Raw genomic sequence first — 16,405 nt, forward strand, 5'->3', positions numbered from 1 at the left:
TTATTTTTTTCCTCTTTGTTTCATTGTCAGGTAACTGCTGTATGCAGCTGTAAAGATGGCAAATAGTATCCCGACGATCGGGAAAATGATCCAAGCAGTGCTCCAAGTATCAAACAAGAATCCAGACAAAACATAGATTCCTGCAGCAATCGGAAATACAACCCCTGATACATTCTCAGACACTTTTTCAGCTTTCAATTTTTCCGGCGTGTAGTCTCCTTGAGCTAATAATCTTTCGTAAGTGGAGTAGAGGATTCCATAAAAGACGAAAAGGAAAACACCTACTGCTACAAAACTCAGCAGAAACACTACTGATAATTCATTTTCTTCCCCTAGAAACAACATCGAAAACAATAGAACAGCCGGTGCCAAGATACACATGACGACTCCTAGCGTAATAGCTTTAGCAAATCGCGGTTGGAATTCCTGCTTTTCTCTTTGCAAATAGGATCTCGTAGCATTTTCCAATTTAATAGCCCGATAATCTAATTTATACGCGTCTTCTTTCATTCCTAAATTGACGAAAATTCCGACCGCCACAGCAATCATCAATAATAAAGGAACAACAGAAAAGATATCGATCGTATCTGATGACACGCTTTGCCATGCTGGAAACAACTGGTACAATCCTTGGATCAGCAACAATACGGCGGGCGCTGTGATACATAAAAATACTCCTGCGGCTATCCCCATAGCAAACTTAGTTCGATGCTGCATAAATTCGTCTGCTTCTTCTTGAGAGAAATAAATCTGCTCGTCGTCTTGTTCTTCTTGCGACTCTAAATCATAAGCTTCCATGATCTCATCGATGTTCCCAAAATCTGCTAATACGGCGCCAATCGCTTCATTATCGCTTTTTCCTGCATCTAATAATTCGAAGTATTTTTCTTCCATATTGCGCAGCATCTCTTCTTTCAGCTGCTGCATCTCAGGTGTTCTTGGCAAATTGACAAAGACTGATTCTACATAATTTCGGATAGTATCCATTATTCTTTCTCCCCCTTAACGAACTGATGAATAATTTGTTGCGTTTCTTCCCATTCAATCAACTTTTCAAAATAAGCCTCTATACCAAGAGGGGTTATTTTATAATACGTTCGCGTTTTACCTCTTGTTTCTGGTTTGGAATAAGACTGAATCAATGCATTTTTCTCTAACCGATTGAATGCCGAATACAGTGTCGTCTCTTTCATAATATATGCGCCATGTGTTTTTTCTTTGATCAAGTTTGAAATCTGATAGCCGTAAGAATCTTGCTTCATCAAAATAGACAGAATGATCAAACTATTGAAACCTCTCATGACATCACTTGTAACCAACTCATCACCTCATTTACTTCATCTGTCGTAGTAATTAAAGTATAACAAAATTACTACGACAGGTAAAGTAAAAAGAAGCAACTAAGCAATTTATTTTTGCAAAGTTACTTCTTTGAATTTGAGCTTATTGTACAGAATTTTTTCTTTACGGCATACTTGTCGTTACCAGTTGGGCAAATCCTGTTAAAGTGATCCCAATGATTGTTAACAATGATAGAATAAAAGTACCTGCCAGCATCTTCTTATTCTTAGCCTCGGGTGATTTGGATGCTGAAAAAACTACTAAAAATAATCCTAAAAAGCTGATACCTAATGCAACTATTGCTATGCTGTTTTTCGCTTCTATCGGTGTCAATAAAAGAACACCGACTAATAGCTGTACCATTAGAAAACCTACTGGAGAGGTACCTCTTTTTCTTCTATTCATTCCATATCCTCCAACGATTTCCTGCTTATTTTAAGTTTGAGCTCAACGCAATAATGCGATCAACCGTTTCATCCAAATAATGAATCGTATCATCTAAAGGTTTTGAAGTGGTAATATCCACCCCAGCCACTGCTGCAGCTTCAGCCGGCACCAATTGGTCGCCTAGAGCTAAGAATTTCAACCAATCTTCTACTGCTGGCTGTCCTTCTTCTTTGACACGTAAGAATGCTTGAGTAGCGATCGTTAATCCTGCTGAATACGTGTAAGAATACAGTCCCATGTAGTAATGACTTTGACGCATCCATGTCAATTCTGCTCCTGGATTGATTTCTACTGCCTCACCCCAGAACTTTTGCAAGACTGAACGCTTGATGTCGCTTAATTTAGCTGCATCAAAACTCTTTCCTGCATCAATCAATTCATATACTTCTCGCTGATACGCAGCTTCTAGTAAATGAGTGATGAAGTTGTGGAAGTACGTATTCGTCAACATCTTAGTCAACACAAAGCGGTCCATGCGGTCCTCAGTGCTCTTACGTTGCAAGGATTCTGTCAACAGCAATTCATTGAAAGTTGAAGGTGCTTCAATCAAGTATAATGAATGAGATGCGCCTAAAACAGAGTTGTTTTCAGCAGATAATATCCCTTGCCCAGCATGACCCAACTCATGGATCAAGGTATAAACGTCAGACAATTGATTTGTCCATGACATCAAGATATAAGGGTGTTTTTTGTAAGGAGACGAACAGAATCCTCCAGTTGATTTCCCTTTGTTTTGAGCAAAGTCCATCCAACGTTCTGGATAAGATTTCATGATTCTGTTCACGTAATCTTCTCCTAAGACAGTGATCGAATCTTCCACCAATTCTTTTGATTTTTCAATCGATACTTCAACTGCATACTCTGGATCCAAATCGATTTTCAAATCTGCATAAGTTACTTTATCCAATCCACGCACTTCTTTAACATGTGTCATGTATTTTTGCATCACTGGTGCAAGGTCAGTCATAATCGTGTCGATTTGGCGATTGTATAAGTCACGGTCAACTTCTTGATCATACAATAGATAATCGATCACAGATTCGAACCCGTGCATGGTAGCCAATGTTTTTTCTTTTTGTACTTGAGTGTAGTATGCTGCTGCAACGGTATTTTGGTATTGGCTCAAAACTTGCGAGAACTTATCAAATGCAGCCCGGCGAACGACTGTATCGTCATGGTACATATAGTACTCTTCATACAGCACAAAGCTTAATGGATATTCCTTGCCATCTGCCGTAAACGTGCCAAAATCCATATCGGCAAGTCTAGCTTGTTCATAGATTTCGCTTGGAGCATTTAGTGTTGGAGACAATTGTGCCAGTGCTTTTTCAACAGCTGGGTCTAACTGAATTTTTTTATCTTCCTTGATGTGGCGAATAAAGGATGCAAATTGTGGTGCTGTTGTTGCTACTTCATCCAGCGTTTCTAAAGATGCTCCTTTTAATTCTGAATCAAAAAAGGCTAACTTTGCTCCCAATTCAGCAAATAAATTATCTGTTGAGCGAGACAACTGTACATATTCCGGATTCGTCAGATCAGTTGTGGCTGGGAGAAAAGCATAATCGTATGTATAAACCATTGTTTCTTGAATCTCTTCATAGGTTTTTAAGGCTTCAACTATAATAGACGTTTCAGTCAACTTTCCTTCATAGTCTGCAATAAACTGGTCTACAGTTTTTTTCAACTCTTCAACAGCTGCTTCAAAATCCTCTTTTGTTTCATATAAAGCTGTAAGGTCCCACGTCAATTCCTCTGGGACATCTGCACGATTTTTTAGTTCTTCTTGTGTCATGTGGTTTGCTCCCTCTTTGCTTTCTCATAAAATGAGAAATTTTTCATTTATGGTTCCTAGTATACCACTTACTATTAGAAGTAAAACCCTTTTCCATTAAATTTTACAGATATATTTTTAAAGGGTTATCTATTACATTTTGATCGGACTAGTGCTACAATCTGCTTGTACATATTGTTTTTCACTCGTTTCCCCTCACTATTTTATGTATTGATTGATTGCTTGCCTTTTTACTTTCATCCATTTATTAAGGAGGTCTATTCAATGAATTCCCATGACATAAAAACTTCTCTGCCTTTTCCAAAATCGTTCTGGACAGCCTAACAAACCACTCCTGAGTTTCCAGTCTTAAAAGAAAACCATACAACTGAAATCGGTATTGTCGGCGGTGGCATTGTTGGCATCATCAGTGCTTATTTGTTGGCAAAAGCGGGCAAAAAAGTCACATTGATCGAAGCCGGCCGACTGATCAACGGAGTTACCGGTCATACGACGGCAAAAATCACCGCTCAACACAGTTTGATTTATGACCAGCTCATAAAAACGCTTGGTGAAGATAAAGCCAAGCAGTATTATGACGCGAACATAGATGGACTGGAATTTATCCGGCAACTGATCAAAGAGTTGAGTATCGAATGTGCTTACGAAACGAAAGACCCCTTCATTTACGCTGAGTCCCACTATGGAAAACGAAAACTAGAAAGAGAGGCAGCTGCTTACCAAACTCTGGGGATCAATGGTGAATTAACAAAAGAAAACTCTGACTTGCCTTTTCCTATCAAAGAAGCTTTAGTGATGTACGATCAAGCACAATTTGATCCGGTACTTTTTCTAACTGCACTCGTTCGCGAGATTATTCGTTTAGGCGGAACAATCTTTGAACACACTCGTGCAATGGAAATCCTTAAAGAAACAACACCTTTGATTTTGACAGAGAATAACTCTCTTATTTTATGTGAAAAAATTATTATGGCTACTCATTATCCTATAAATGATGCGGACGGATTGTATTTCACACGCCTTTCCATCCACCGTTCTTATGCCATGGTGACTCGAGCAACTGGCAAAATTCCTGAAGGCATGTATATCAACGTCGAACAGCCTGCTCGATCTATCCGTTCTGTCCAAGGAAAAGATGGTGAACCGCTCTTATTGGTCGGCGGAGAAGGTCACCAAACGGGCAAAAGTTCTCAAAAAACCATTTTTCATTATCAAGACTTGGAAGAATTCGGCAAGAAATACTTTGGCGGACAATCTCCTCTTCACATGTGGTCCAGTCAAGATCTCCAAACCTTAGATAAAGTCCCTTACATCGGACAAATGACCAAACAAAACGATACGATTTTCGTTGCTACAGGATTCAATAAATGGGGCATGTCTGCTGGAGCTGTTGCTGCCAAGTTATTAACAGACACTATTTTAGGTCAGAAGAATCGTTATGCCTCTCTATTTGATCCTACTCGAAAGAAATTGAAATTAGTCGATACCAAAACTTTTTTATGGAAAAATACATCGGTGGGAAAAGACTTGTGGTCGGTAAATTAAAACGTCCTGATAAGAAGTTGTCCGATCTTGCATTGGATGAAGGCGGCTTAGTCAGTGTCCAGGGAAAAAAAGTAGGCGCTTATCGAGATGAACAAGGACATTTGCATAAAGTCATTCCGGTCTGTACCCATTTAGGCTGCAGTTTAGATTGGAATGATGCCGAGCGTTCTTGGGACTGCGCTTGTCATGGCTCTCGATTTTCTTACAAAGGCGAAGTGTTTGAAGGTCCGTCTGTAAAACCATTGCCATCATCAGACATTTGAACAAATTTATCAACAGCACCTATTTGAATCGCTTATGAGGTGATTCAAATAGGGACTTAGTGCGTTGCGTCTACAAAGTTGACTAATTTGTGAAACCATAGATTTCTTAAAATAATTCTATCTGCTATTTATTGAAAAGCATTTTTTTCTCCTTTACAATAGAGTCAGTCACCATTTGAGAAAAATATCACAAACATTCAATCGAATTGAATTTGAAAGGTTGAGCACTATGAAAAAAATCAATCTGAACGAAACTGTTTATCAATTGATCCAACAATACCCTGAGTTAAAGAATATTCTGGTTCATATGGGTTTTACCCCCTTACAAAATGATCACTTATTGAATTCTGTCGGTCGAATGATGCCATTGAAAAAAGGCGCTGAACAAATTGGATTAGATATTCCTGAATTGATCGCTAAGTTGGAAGGTCAAGGTTTTACGATTGAGGAGAATGCCTAATGACTGAAACTCAACATAAAGGAAAACGTGCGCTAGAATTAGAGCAACGACAATCTATCTTAAAAGATCTGCTGCTGCGGCTGCATGCAGGCGAAGACAAAGATTTAGTAAAACAAGATTTTGAAGAACACTTTTCGGGCATCAGTGCGTTTGAGATCTCGGTAATGGAAAGAAGATTGTTAGGAGAAGGCATTAATGTAGAAGATATTCAAAAATTGTGCAATATCCATGCTTCTATGTTTTTAGGCACTATTAGTGACCCTGAAAATCAATCCGATGAGTTTAAGAAGCCTGGTCATCCGATCCACGTGCTTAAACAAGAAAACTTGGCGATTGAAAGCAGCTTAGACCGTATACAACGATTGATAGAAGTGTATCTCTTGGAGCCGGAGCCTGAAATCAAAGATGGATTATTGAAACAGTTGACGATTCTTTGGCAATTCGATAACCATTATGCACGTAAGGAAAACTCCATGTTTCCTATTATGGAACGTTATGGTATCACAGCTCCTCCTAAAGTCATGTGGGGTGTGGACGATGATATCCGCGCCTTATTCAAACAAGTCGTTCTATCTGTGGAAACCAATCAGTTGGACCAATTAAAAGAAGAGTTCGCTACTTTGAAATATGAATTAGAAGAAATGATCGTTAAAGAAGAAGAAATCTTGATTCCGATGGTGAGTGACATTTTCAATGAAGATGATTGGCTCAAAATTGACGAAGAATCGGATGAAATCGGCTATTGTATCGTCAAACCAGAGGCCAAATGGATACCGGAGCGGACTTCATTTGAAGATGTTTCAATTCCAGAAACGGAACCTGCTGAACAAGATGCCAATATCCACTTTAAGGTTGGGCATTTAACACCTAATGAATTGGAAAAGATGCTGAACTTATTACCCCTTGAATTGTCTTTTGTCGATGCGAATGATACTGTGAAATATTTTAATGTAGGGACAGGCAGAAAACTGTTCCCACGGACTAAAAACGCTATTGGACGACAAGTTGAAAATTGTCATCCGCCTAAAAGTCAGCCGATAGTCAAAAAATTGATCGCAGACTTCAAATCAGGAGAAAAAGAGTCCGAAACACTTTGGTTCCATGCCCGCGGTGAGTTCGTTATGGTCACTTATACAGCCGTCAGAGACGACGACGGCACTTACATGGGTACCTTGGAATACGTCCAACCCATCCAAAACATCATCGACTTAGACGGAACCGAAAAAAAGAGCGTGGAGTAAGGCGTTCAGCTTGCCAAATATAAGAAGGATTCGACCAGTTAGGTGTATTTCCTAACAGGCCGAATTCGGCTTATATTTGTGTGAGCTGCCTTACGCAACGCGTCTAAAAAGAGCGTGGAGTAAGGCGTTCATAAAGAGAGTGAAGTCAGCCTTACGCAACGCGTCTATAAAGAGCATATAGAAAAATGCCTTGAGACTTTTTGTGGATACTAACTCAAAAACAAATTCTAGCAGCAAATCAGTTATATACAGATCTGCTGCTAGTATTTTCGGGTCTTCGGAATATATAGTGGAATTACTTTCTTAATAGTTTAAAAACAACTGGTGTTTAAATCGGATTTTCTGGTGGGATGTTAGGACAATCAATAGTATTATATAAAAGTATCAATCACATACGAGTGATACGTTGGGGAAAAATAAAATAGTCCAATTTACTTGACCGCGTACTATGGTACACGGTTTATAATATTCATGGGGTGAAATAAGATGATTTATCGCATTAGTGAGTTTGCAGAAAAATGTGGCGTTAATAAAGAAACGATTAGATATTACGAGCGAAAAAATTTACTACAAGAACCTCACCGAACGGAAGCTGGTTATCGGATATATTCATATGATGACGTTAAGCGTGTTGGGTTTATTAAACGAATACAGGAACTTGGATTTTCTTTAAACGAGATTTATAAATTACTTGGTGTTGTAGATAAAGATGAAGTTCGTTGTCAAGATATGTTCGAATTTGTTTCTAAAAAACAAAAGGAAGTTCAAAAACAAATAGAGGATTTAAAACGAATTGAAACTATGTTAGACGACTTAAAACAACGATGTCCAGATGAAAAGCAATTACATTCGTGTCCAATAATAGAAACATTAACATGAGAGATTAACGAAAGGGGCTTTATTATGAATAAATTTAAGGTAAACATTCAAGGAATGACCTGTGCGGGTTGTGAAAAACACGTTGAATCAGCACTTGAAAAGATAGGTGCTAAAAATATTGAGTCTAGTTTTCGTCGTGGTGAAGCAGTATTTGAATTACCCGATGATATTGGGGTGGAAAGTGCAAAAAAGGCAATTGATGAAGCAAAATACCAGCCTGGAGAAATAGAAGAAGTACAATCTGAAGAAAAAATAGTTTTAGGTGATGAGGGAGACTATGACTTACTTATCATTGGTTCTGGCGGGGCTGCTTTTTCGGCTGCGATTAAATCGGTTGAATATGGGGCAAAAGTAGCTATGATTGAGCGTGGAACCGTTGGGGGAACCTGTGTGAATATTGGTTGTGTGCCATCAAAAACACTTCTTAGAGCTGGGGAAATCAATCATTTGGCAAAAGTCAACCCATTTATAGGTTTACAAACATCTGCTGGAAAAGTGGAATTAGCTCCTTTAGTAAAGCATAAAGATGAGTTAGTAAGCGAACTTCGGAATCAAAAATATGTCAATTTAATTGATGAATATGGCTTTGAGTTAATTGAAGGTGAAGCAATATTTGTTGATGAAAATACAGTTGAAGTTAACGGGAAGAAACTTTCTGCAAAGCGTTTCTTAATTGCAACGGGCGTTTCTCCTTCCTTACCGCCGATTTCAGGACTTGAAAAAATGGATTATCTAACAAGTACAACATTACTTGAATTAAAAACGGTACCAAAACGATTAACGGTTATTGGTTCAGGATATATCGGAATGGAACTTGGGCAATTGTTTCATAATTTAGGTTCAGAAGTCACGCTTATGCAAAGACGTGAGCGACTTTTAAAAGAATATGATCAAGAAATTTCAGAAGCCGTAGAAAAAGCGTTAATTGAACAAGGTATTAACCTTGTAAAAGGGGCAACTTTTGAGCGTGTAGAACAAGAGGGGCAAATCAAAAAGGTTCATGTAACAGTAGATGGTAAGAAAAAAGTGGTGGAATCTGAGCAGTTACTTGTTGCAACAGGAAGAAAACCAAATACAGATGCTTTGAAATTAAGTGCCGCAGGGGTTGAAGTTGGAAAACGAAAAGAAATCCTGATAAATGACTACGCTAGGACAAGTAATGAAAAGATTTATGCTGCAGGCGATGTAACATTAGGACCTCAATTCGTTTATGTAGCAGCATATGAAGGTGGAATTGTTGCCGATAATGCGATTGGCGGATTAAATAAAAAATTAGATTTATCCGTTGTTCCTGGCGTAATTTTTACAAATCCTTCGATTGCAACGGTTGGTTTAACAGAAGAACAAGCAAAAGAAAAAGGCTATGAAGTAAAAAAATCTGTATTGCCTTTAGATGCAGTTCCAAGAGCAATAGTAAATCGTGAAACAACAGGCGTTTTTAAGCTTGTTGCCGATGCAAAAACTTCAAAATTACTAGGGGTTCATATCGTATCTGAAAATGCAGGAGATGTGATATATGCGGCGACATTAGCCGTTAAGTTTGGATTAACAGTCGAGGATTTAAAAGACAGCCTTGCACCATATTTAACAATGGCAGAAGGATTAAAATTAGCTGCTCTTACCTTTGATAAGGATGTTTCGAAATTATCTTGTTGTGCAGGCTAAGGGAACTTTTTTTACAATTCCCTATTCAAGTGAACCAGCTAATACTGTACTAAAGTGTGCAGTAGTTTAGCAAAGTCTACAAAAGGATTTCATACACTATTTTGCGATCACCCATTATATAAATGCTTTAAGGGATTTTCTAAGTGCATTTGTGGTCACGAAAATAATTTAACACTGATGATTTCGACATCAAATCTATATTTGATACCTTAACACCGCAGAGTAATAAAGGATGAACAATATGTCAGACTTATTATCCCTACCAGACATTAAAACAATAGAATCACCACAAGAAAATGAAACCGATATGATGTTTAAAGTTGAAGCAGTCGGACCACCTGAACGTTGTCCTGAATGTGGTTTTGACAAGTTGTACAAACACAGTTCAAGAAATCAACTAATTATGGATTTGCCCATTCGTTTAAAGCGAGTGGGCTTACAATTGAACCGTAGACGATACAAGTGTCGTGAATGCGGATCTACCTTCTGGGAACGCCTAGTATCTGTAGATGAAAAGCGTAGTATGACCAAAAGGCTTTTAAAGTCTATTCAAGAGCAATCCATGTCTAAGACCTTTGTAGAAGTCGCAGAAAGCGTTGGCGTTGACGAGAAAACTATTAGGAACGTTTTTAAGGACTATGTGGCACTCAAAGAACGTGAATACCAGTTTGAAACTCCTAAGTGGCTTGGGATAGACGAGATACATATTATCCGAAGACCTCGGCTTGTATTGACTAATATTGAACGCAGGACTATTTATGACATCAAGCCTAACCGTAACAAGGAAACAGTCATCCAACGTCTTTCAGAAATCAGTGACAGGACTTATATTGAGTACGTCACAATGGATATGTGGAAGCCCTACAAAGACGCAGTGAACACTATCCTTCCACACGCTAAAGTGGTCGTAGATAAGTTTCATGTAGTTAGAATGGCTAATCAAGCCTTAGATAACGTCAGAAAGTCTTTGAAAGCTCATATGAGCCAAAAAGAAAGACGTACCCTTATGCGTGAAAGGTTTATCCTTCTAAAGCGTAAACACGATCTAAATGAACGTGAATCATTCCTCTTAGAGACTTGGTTAGGTAATCTTCCTGCCTTAAAAGAAGCCTATGAACTCAAAGAAGAGTTTTACTGGATATGGGATACTCCTGATTCAGATGAAGGTCGTCTTCGTTATAGTCAGTGGAGACACCGTTGTATGTCCAGTAACTCTAAAGATGCATATAAAGACCTCGTGAGAGCCGTAGACAACTGGCATGTCGAAATATTCAACTACTTTGATAAAAGGCTCACTAACGCTTATACGGAGTCAATTAACAGCATTATTAGGCAGGTAGAGCGAACGGGTAGAGGTTACTCGTTTGATGCCTTACGAGCCAAAATCCTTTTCAATGAGAAGCTCCATAAAAGGCGTAAGCCACGATTTAATTCAAGTGCTTTCAATAAAGCTATGTTACACGATAATTTCAATTGGTATGAAGTGAATGATCATAACATTACAGACAACTTTGGTGTCGATTTTTCCACACTTATTAAGAATTTGGAGAAGGGTGATTTATAAGCCCTTTTCCACCATAAAATCCGAATACCCGTATTTTCTAATATCTTATCAAAATCCTAATACAAACTTAACCCTATTACGAAAAAAGGAATAGTATAATCATTTTAAAGATATGATTTCATAAAAACGGCTCCTGGAAGGAGAATAATATGTTTGGTCTATTTGATTACGGTTGGCTTAATATAGGCAGTTTGATTTTTGGATTAGCAGCTTGGTTCATTCCTGCTCTCGCTATAGTCCAATTCAAAAAAGAAACGACTAAATTTTCAATTACAAAATTGCTGTTAAGTATAACAGCTTGTTCTATTGCCCTGTGGTTTCAGATTTCCTATATCAATCACTTAGTTACATTGCAAGATTGGACTGCACTTATGGACACGACCAGTACTGTAGCCCAGATATCAGCAATACTGGTTATCGTAACCATTGCTTTAAATGTCATCAGTGTAATCCTGCTATCCAAGCATAAAGTAATCAACGAAAAGCAGTTTTAAATCTCTAACTGTTACTACGTTGCATAGGACATTGGTATATTAGCTTTTGGAAAAATCATTATCTGGGGGTAACCCTAAATTTTTAGCTATTTGCTCTTTTTCGAAATCATCTACCCAATGAGCATATTTTTGATAAAGAGGCTGTAATTTATCAGCTTTATTCGCTATCACTTCGCACCCTCTGTCATCATATATAAACAAAATAATATCTCTCGTTGCATTTACAAAGAAAACATCTGGGTAATCAGCCCCATTCCTTGCGAACCTAGGTTTCAACGGAGGAAAATCTTCATTAATCGCAGCTTTAAGTATATGCTCTACCCGCACGTCCTTTACTTGGCAATGCAAGGAAAAGCGTTGCATCTCATAACCTTCCTTTTCATCTGGATCAAAAGGATAAGGATGCGTTTCAACATTCAATTTGTTCAAGTTATTTTTGTCTCTCAAATTTGGTTGATAAACTTTTACTTTCTGAATTTGTTGTTGTTTTTGAAGATAAACATTCGTGACAAGGATTAAGTCATCCTCTTGATCAAACAGCTCGTTGAAAATTGTCCACGCTTGCTGATAGGCTTTTTCAAATCGTTTTAAACGAAGCTTACCTTTCTCATCAAATTGATAAATGCCTTCACCAAGTAGAAAGTGTATACCTATAGGCCATTGTTTATAGATAGAAGGTATCAATTGAAGCCCAGGAATATTTTTATCTAGATACTCGGTAACATCCATGTTCATCTTTCCCCTTTACTACAGTTTAAATTAAATAAGATAAAACAAATTAAGCTTCTCAAGCATTCAACTGCTGCTCAAGAAGCTTAATCTTTTTTATTTTAAGACCCTATTTTTTGGAGTGATCTTTTGTTGCAGTTGGCTCAATTCATCAAAGTTCCCTGAGAATTGTCTGCTCAATTTTCGGTAAAACGGGAATATTTCTTGGTACACAGCACTATTTTGAGGATTTGGATAGTGTCTGTGTTCTGCACCGATCATCTCTTTGATGGCATGGATGTCGTCAACCAAGCCTACACTCTTCAGTGCGATCACGCTTGCTCCTAAACATGAACTTTCAAAACTTTCCGGAACGTACATTTCTTGTTGGACCACGTCCGTTAATAATTGGCGCCACACTTCAGATTGAGAAAATCCCCCGGTTGCAATAATCTTATCTGGTTTTCCTGCCTGCTCGATGATCTCGCACAGCACATCATAAATGTTTAAACAGATTCCTTCCAAAACAGCTCTCAGCATATGCTTGTTTTCGTGCATCAAATGCAGCCCGAAGAACGAACCTCTTGCCTCTCCTTGCCACAAAGGAGCCCGTTCGCCGTTTAAATACGGATGGAACAGCAATCCTTCTGAACCAGTAGGAACCGTGTTGATCAATTCCATCATTTTGCTGTATTCTTCTAGTTTTCCAAATGCGCTCTCCGCATGGAAAAATTGTTTTTTTGCCCAGTCCATGATGACACCGCCATTATTAATGGCTCCACCAACGACGTAATGGTTTTCATCTAGTACATAACAAAATGTTCTCTGATCCTCATCCAAATAAGGTTTGTTCGTCACCATCCGCACTGCTGCACTGGTCCCGATTGTAATAGCGACGCTTTTTGAATCGACAGCGCCTACTCCTAAATTAGATAAACACCCGTCACTTCCGCCTAAAACAAATGGAGTCGTTGGAAGCAAGCCCAACTCTGCGGCAACGTCCATTTTCAATCCGCTCAACTGCTTTGTCGGACTGTAGGCAATTGGCAATTGATTGATCGTTATACCGGCTTCTTGAAGAGCCAATTCATCCCAATTTAAAGTATGGATGTTGAATAAACCAGTACTTGAAGCTACTGAATAATCGACAGCATATTCACCGAATAATTGATGGAAAACATACTCTTTTACACCAATGAATTTTTTCGTTTGACGGAACAGTTCCGGTTCTTCTTCTTTGAACCAGCTGATCTTGCACAAAGGCGACATCGGATGGATCGGTGTTCCGGTACGTTGATAGATTTCTGTCCCGGTGGTAGCTTTTATCCGTTCCGCGCATTGGTGAGCACGATTGTCCGCCCATGTAATGCTCCTTGTCAACGGCTGGTCTTCCTGATCTATCAAAATCAGACTGTGCATAGCACTCGAAAAACTAACCGCTGCAATTTCTTCTGCAAGCGTGCTTGTTTGAGTCACCACTGTTTTGATGGTTTTTACTACGGCTTGATAGATATCCGTTAGTTCTTGTTCAGCAAATGCTGGTTTTTCTTTGATCAAAGGATAGTAATCGTAAGCTGAACTCATAACGGTGCCATCTGTTTGAAAAAGAACCGCTTTTGTACTCGTTGTCCCAATATCTACCCCAATAACATATTGACTCACTGCTACACTTCCTTCTTACTTTTTGATTACCCCATGTCCGCCAAATTCATTTCGTAGTGCTGAAACAACTTTTCCAGCATATGTATCTTCTTGTAAAGAACGGTATCTCATCATCAAAGACATCGAAATAACAGGCGTCGGAACTTTTAATTCTAAACCGGTTTCAACAGTCCATTGACCTTCTCCTGAAGATTGCATCATCCCGGTCATTTCATCTAAATGTCCATCTTTTTGGAAAGCTTGTTCAGCTAATTCCATTAACCAGCTGCGGATTACAGAACCGTTGTTCCATACTTTTGCAACCTCAGCATTATCATAATCAAAACCGCTTTTTTCAACGAGTTCAAATCCCTCGCCCATTGCTTGCATCATACCATATTCTACACCATTATGGACCATTTTCAAAAAGTGTCCGCTGCCTGATTTGCCAGTATATAAGTACCCGTCTTTGACACAAATTTCTTCTATGACAGGCTCAATGTAACGAAACGCTTCTTCGTTTCCACCAATCATCATACAAGCGCCTTCTCTAGCTCCGCTTGTCCCGCCAGACGTCCCTAAGTCCATGAAATAAAGACCTTTTTCTGCCGCAAGCTCCGCATGATGGATAGAATCTTTGTAGTTAGAGTTGCCGCCATCAATCATGATATCTCCTTCATCTAGCAATCCTAATAACTCATGCAATAATGTTTCTAACGGCTCTCCTGCCGGGACCATCATCCAAATGACTCTTCGTCCAGTAAAACCAGAGACTAATCCTTCAACACTTTCTGCTACTTCAATTCCAGCACCAACTGCTGCCTCTCTTGCTGGTTCCATAACGTCGTACCCTGTAACTTTATGACCTTTATCCAACAAATTTAATGCTAATTGATGACCCATTTTACCTAATCCGATCAAACCGATTTCCATTCTGCTGTTCACTCCTAAAGGTTTTCTTTTTTATTTTAAACAAAAAGAACGAGAAAAGGAACTAAACTTTTCTCGCCGCTTTCATTATTTTTGCTTAGCTTAATTCTGGCCAGTATCCTTTGTTGGCTTCAATCAAATCATCTAACAAGTTCTTAGCCACTTCGGCATTTGGAACGATCTTAGATAGACTTAATGCTTGCCATAATTTTTGGTAGCTTCCTTCGATATACGCTTCAACAACCATTTTTTCTGCTGTAACTTGTTGCAGCATCAACGCTCTTTCAAAATTAGGAATTTTTCCTTGAGCTAATGGTTCTGGACCATCACTGCCCACGATACACGGTACTTCTACCATTGCATCGTCATCAAAGTTGGCGATAGCTCCATTGTTTTCAACGATCAGCAACATCCGTTCATGTGTGTTGAACGCAATCGCACGAGCTAAGTCAACGATAAATGATGCGTGACTATCAATGTGGAAGCCGCTGTTTTCAGCTGTTCCTTTTTCGATAATGCCTCTAGCTGCTGTAAAGACTTCTTTTTCACGACCAGCCATAACTTCGTTGGCACGAGTAAATTCAGGATTGGACTGAGATACTTCGTAATCTGGGTAGAAGTAGTATTTCAAATACGTATTTGGTAAGAAACGCGGTTCGATTGCTAATAGATCTTTGGCTTTTTTATGCGTTGCTTGCCAGCTCTCGTCCATATGTTGCGTATCTACTTCTACTTGTGTTAAATAGCCGTTTTCAGCAACGTACTCTTTGATTTCATCTAAATATTCGTGGCCAGTTTCTTTGTCTTTTACGCTTGTCCACCATCCAAAGTGGTTTAAACCAAAGTAGCGAACTTCTAATTCGTCTGGAGTTTTTCCTACGATTTGAGACATTCTTCTTAGTGTTCCTACAGGCATATCGCAAATGTTTAAGACTTTTGAATTCGGACGCATCACGCGGCACGCTTCTGCTACAATAGCTGCTGGATTTGAGTAGTTCAACATCCAAGCATCCGGAGAGTATTTCTCCATGTAGTCGATAATCTCCATCATTCCTGTAATGCTGCGCATTCCATAGGCAATTCCACCTGGTCCGCAAGTTTCTTGACCAACGACTCCATATTTTAAAGGAATTTTTTCATCTTGTTCACGCATAGCGTATTTTCCAACACGAATGTGCGCCATAACAAAGTCTACGTCTGTAAAAGCAGTTTCTGGGTCTGTGGTGTGTGAAAACTTCACTTCTGGAGCTTGTTCTTTCAAGAGAATTTCTAATGCATCTCCTAAAATCCCTTGTCTCTCTCCATCATTATCGTAGAGTTTCAATTCTCTAATCGGGAAACGGTCCATATTGTCTAATAACATCATTACGATTCCTGGAGTAAAAGTACTTCCTCCACCGGCAATAACAATTGAAAACTTCTTCATTTAAAAAAC

General features: G+C 38.8%; 16 protein-coding genes. 8 read left to right on the top strand and 8 right to left on the bottom strand.

Annotated elements, in window-relative coordinates; genetic code table 11:
- The 4 genes from LMF32_RS03230 to pepF form a co-directional block, all read right to left on the bottom strand.
- Window positions 1-987 (bottom strand): permease prefix domain 1-containing protein, encoded by a 987-nt coding sequence (locus LMF32_RS03230; protein ID WP_230523847.1) that lies wholly within the window; start codon window positions 985-987, stop codon window positions 1-3.
- Entirely contained in the window at window positions 987-1,319 is a 333-nt protein-coding gene (locus tag LMF32_RS03235) for a PadR family transcriptional regulator (protein ID WP_230523848.1), read from the bottom strand. The genes LMF32_RS03230 and LMF32_RS03235 overlap by 1 nt, the downstream gene beginning before the upstream one ends.
- A 145-nt stretch (window positions 1,320-1,464) precedes the next feature.
- Window positions 1,465-1,746, bottom strand: coding sequence for a hypothetical protein (locus LMF32_RS03240; RefSeq protein WP_230523849.1), 282 nt, complete (start codon window positions 1,744-1,746; stop codon window positions 1,465-1,467).
- Window positions 1,747-1,771: 25 nt separating this feature from the next.
- Complete coding sequence (gene pepF / locus LMF32_RS03245) at window positions 1,772-3,580, bottom strand: oligoendopeptidase F (protein WP_230523850.1); 1,809 nt, start codon at window positions 3,578-3,580, stop codon at window positions 1,772-1,774.
- A 378-nt stretch (window positions 3,581-3,958) separates the two neighbouring features.
- Between pepF and LMF32_RS03250 the strand changes: the two genes are divergently transcribed.
- From LMF32_RS03250 to LMF32_RS03285, 8 genes are all read left to right on the top strand, one after another.
- Window positions 3,959-5,125, top strand: a complete 1,167-nt coding sequence (locus LMF32_RS03250) for an FAD-binding oxidoreductase (RefSeq protein WP_347401926.1) — start codon at window positions 3,959-3,961, stop codon at window positions 5,123-5,125.
- A complete protein-coding gene (locus LMF32_RS03255; protein ID WP_230523852.1) occupies window positions 5,110-5,388 on the top strand; it encodes a Rieske 2Fe-2S domain-containing protein in 279 nt (92 codons plus the stop codon). Before LMF32_RS03250 ends, LMF32_RS03255 begins: the two co-directional genes overlap by 16 nt.
- 229 nt (window positions 5,389-5,617) lie before the next feature.
- On the top strand, window positions 5,618-5,848 hold the full coding sequence (locus tag LMF32_RS03260) for a DUF1858 domain-containing protein (protein ID WP_092478991.1): 231 nt from the start codon (window positions 5,618-5,620) through the stop codon (window positions 5,846-5,848).
- Window positions 5,848-7,089: a DUF438 domain-containing protein gene (locus LMF32_RS03265; protein WP_230523853.1), complete on the top strand. Its 1,242-nt coding sequence runs from the start codon at window positions 5,848-5,850 to the stop codon at window positions 7,087-7,089. The genes LMF32_RS03260 and LMF32_RS03265 overlap by 1 nt, the downstream gene beginning before the upstream one ends.
- 486 nt (window positions 7,090-7,575) lie before the next feature.
- Window positions 7,576-7,968, top strand: a complete 393-nt coding sequence (merR, locus tag LMF32_RS03270; RefSeq protein ID WP_017186745.1) for an Hg(II)-responsive transcriptional regulator — start codon at window positions 7,576-7,578, stop codon at window positions 7,966-7,968.
- A 24-nt stretch (window positions 7,969-7,992) separates the two neighbouring features.
- The gene (gene merA, locus LMF32_RS03275) at window positions 7,993-9,633 is read left to right on the top strand and encodes a mercury(II) reductase (RefSeq protein WP_230523854.1); all 1,641 of its coding nucleotides are present in this window, start codon (window positions 7,993-7,995) and stop codon (window positions 9,631-9,633) included.
- Between the two features lie 241 nt (window positions 9,634-9,874).
- The gene (locus LMF32_RS03280; RefSeq protein WP_091482164.1) at window positions 9,875-11,197 is read left to right on the top strand and encodes an ISL3 family transposase; all 1,323 of its coding nucleotides are present in this window, start codon (window positions 9,875-9,877) and stop codon (window positions 11,195-11,197) included.
- Window positions 11,198-11,346: 149 nt separating this feature from the next.
- Window positions 11,347-11,691, top strand: coding sequence for a hypothetical protein (locus LMF32_RS03285; protein ID WP_230523855.1), 345 nt, complete (start codon window positions 11,347-11,349; stop codon window positions 11,689-11,691).
- 39 nt (window positions 11,692-11,730) lie between these two features.
- On the opposite strand, the gene LMF32_RS03290 is transcribed toward LMF32_RS03285, so the two are convergent.
- The 4 genes from LMF32_RS03290 to LMF32_RS03305 all read right to left on the bottom strand — a co-directional run bounded on the left by LMF32_RS03290 (window position 11,731) and on the right by LMF32_RS03305 (window position 16,396).
- The gene (locus LMF32_RS03290; RefSeq protein WP_230523856.1) at window positions 11,731-12,420 is read right to left on the bottom strand and encodes a DUF3885 domain-containing protein; all 690 of its coding nucleotides are present in this window, start codon (window positions 12,418-12,420) and stop codon (window positions 11,731-11,733) included.
- Between the two features lie 96 nt (window positions 12,421-12,516).
- Window positions 12,517-14,061 carry an FGGY family carbohydrate kinase gene (locus tag LMF32_RS13560; protein ID WP_230523857.1) on the bottom strand — a complete coding sequence of 515 codons (1,545 nt, stop codon included), beginning with the start codon at window positions 14,059-14,061 and terminating at the stop codon, window positions 12,517-12,519.
- Window positions 14,062-14,076: 15 nt separating this feature from the next.
- Window positions 14,077-14,973 carry a phosphogluconate dehydrogenase (NAD(+)-dependent, decarboxylating) gene (gnd, locus tag LMF32_RS03300; RefSeq protein ID WP_230523858.1) on the bottom strand — a complete coding sequence of 299 codons (897 nt, stop codon included), beginning with the start codon at window positions 14,971-14,973 and terminating at the stop codon, window positions 14,077-14,079.
- 94 nt (window positions 14,974-15,067) lie between these two features.
- A complete protein-coding gene (locus tag LMF32_RS03305) occupies window positions 15,068-16,396 on the bottom strand; it encodes a 6-phospho-alpha-glucosidase (protein ID WP_230523859.1) in 1,329 nt (442 codons plus the stop codon).
- Window positions 16,397-16,405 lie beyond the last annotated feature (9 nt).

Origin of the sequence: Desemzia sp. C1 (assembly GCF_020882875.1) — a bacterium.
Taxonomy (GTDB): Bacteria; Bacillota; Bacilli; order Lactobacillales; family Carnobacteriaceae; genus Desemzia; species Desemzia incerta.